The 1,927-nt window shown below is 41.7% G+C and carries 2 protein-coding genes; both read right to left on the reverse strand.

Annotation, left to right across the window (positions count from 1 at the left end):
* Nucleotides 1-525: 525 nt before the first annotated feature.
* The gene (locus GWQ22_RS21255; RefSeq protein WP_275931599.1) at nucleotides 526-1,332 is read right to left on the reverse strand and encodes a hypothetical protein; all 807 of its coding nucleotides are present in this window, start codon (nucleotides 1,330-1,332) and stop codon (nucleotides 526-528) included.
* The gene (locus tag GWQ22_RS21260; protein WP_275931600.1) at nucleotides 1,329-1,790 is read right to left on the reverse strand and encodes a hypothetical protein; all 462 of its coding nucleotides are present in this window, start codon (nucleotides 1,788-1,790) and stop codon (nucleotides 1,329-1,331) included. The genes GWQ22_RS21255 and GWQ22_RS21260 overlap by 4 nt, the downstream gene beginning before the upstream one ends.
* Between the last annotated feature and the right edge of the window lie 137 nt (nucleotides 1,791-1,927).

The raw sequence follows: 1,927 nt of genomic DNA on the forward strand, positions 1-1,927 counted from the left end.
GGCAGGGCTCTGAGGGTAGAATTAGTCATGGCGTATCACCTCTGTTGATTGAGATTCTTCGCGGGAATCAATCAGCAGGATACGCCACCTCTTCTATCCCTCCGTACACCAGAAATGACCATAACTCTATCAGGCGGGTGCTTTACGTAACCCTGAAAAACTGAGGAGTTTATTTCTTCGATGGGGGGAAATTGTGGAACATCAAATAGCCCAACATGAAGTGGAAAAATCACCTGATGTTATGGGGAACGTAATCCAAGGGACATTCGGTAAACGCTGAGTTTTTAGGCTTAATCAGACCCAAGAAGGAAGCGGCCATCGGCCGCTTCCTTCTATGATTCCATTTCGTCTGATATGCTTCGCGACCACCTGATAGGCATAAAGCTGATGTGGCGCCATCCCTGGCCATTAGCCTTGCCTGCCAGAAAGCACAGATGCCCTCTGCCAATTCTGCGGCCATGGCATGGTCGTTATCACGACGACAGATCAGATACTGGGCTAGTCAGTTTTGATATTGCTTTAGTTTCATTTGCTATCTTTTTCATAGAATTTATATGGCCTTACATCAATCGCATCCTTACCATTATCTACCTGCCCATTCGGATAGACTCTGGAAAATGTAGGCTTGTTGGTCTCAGCACTCATTTTTTCATAAAAATGAGTTACATAACTTAGGTCTAATTTAGGTGAGAAATCTACATGCGAGTCGACCCCATTATTTATTAGTGCATATTTAACCCCATAATGGCTATCATCTATCAGTTTAATTATTTTTTTATTATTGAAACGATGTTCTATTGAAAGGTAATAGGTGGTATTGACGAGCAAGTCCCCCGTTACTATTTTTCTTCTATCTTCCTTTGCCTTCTTAATAGAATATTGACTGTTGCCATATGCTTTAACATTGAGTCGAATGGTCGCTGGCTGATTTTTTTCATTATAAATTTCATTTGTTTTAAGCCCAACAATAACATCACCAAGAGCCCACTGGCAATGACTGCCGCCATCCTTAGGAAGCCGAGTTGAAAACACTCCACTATCCTTATTAAAGGTAATTTTAGGCTTATATGATTGATATCCAGGCTTTATAATTGTTGTATATTTGCCACTGCCCAAACCACCGATAAACCCTAACTGCTCATCGCGACATACAGAAGAGATATAAACCCCATAGATTAATGGCTCTGTATTTTTAGGCAGTATTCCTGAGATGGAAAAATTTCCACCATCATTATTGGTGCTAGGATTTACTGGCGTATTTTCTGTGCTTGCGCTAGAGCAACCATATACCCCAACACTTAACAATAAAATAAACACTTTGGAGATATTCATTTCATATCCTTCCATGAAGATGCCATATCGCTAAGCCCTCTCGCTTGAAGCTCAAGTTCCTGTGAATAGAGAATATTTTCATTAGGTGAAAGTATGCTGTCTTGACTGTTTATCAACACTTGATTTGCACGATAATCATCTTTTACTTGCTGATAATCATTTGCAAGTTGTACTTTAGCTAGCTTTTTATCTTGCTCATGGGGCGCATAACGTAGGTAACGTTTTAATCCTTTCTCTTGCTCTGGCTTACCATTTAAGGAAGTCAATATAAAACGATTAGCTTCAACTTCCATTTGGAAAAAATGGGCGTGACGAAGACGTTCTTCCGTACTGAGCATATGCCCTGCATCTTTCAGCTTGATCGCAAATTGTTCCAGTTGCTGTTGATATGTTTTGTGTTCGGGGGTATCTGGTAGCCATTCACGCAACCGCTTACCAATAAAGCGACTGTATGCCACAGAGCTATGGTCCTGTCTCTTGATCAGATCTTGATCCCCGAAGCCATCATCTCTTTGGCGGCAATAAAGCCGTCCAGTTTACTTTGCAGTGTTTGCCAGCCTTCCCAGAGTGAGCTCCAGCCTGCAATCCCTGTTCG

It is taken from the genome of Aeromonas sp. 1HA1 (assembly GCF_029237385.1).
GTDB classification, from domain to species: domain Bacteria; phylum Pseudomonadota; class Gammaproteobacteria; order Enterobacterales; family Aeromonadaceae; genus Aeromonas; species Aeromonas popoffii.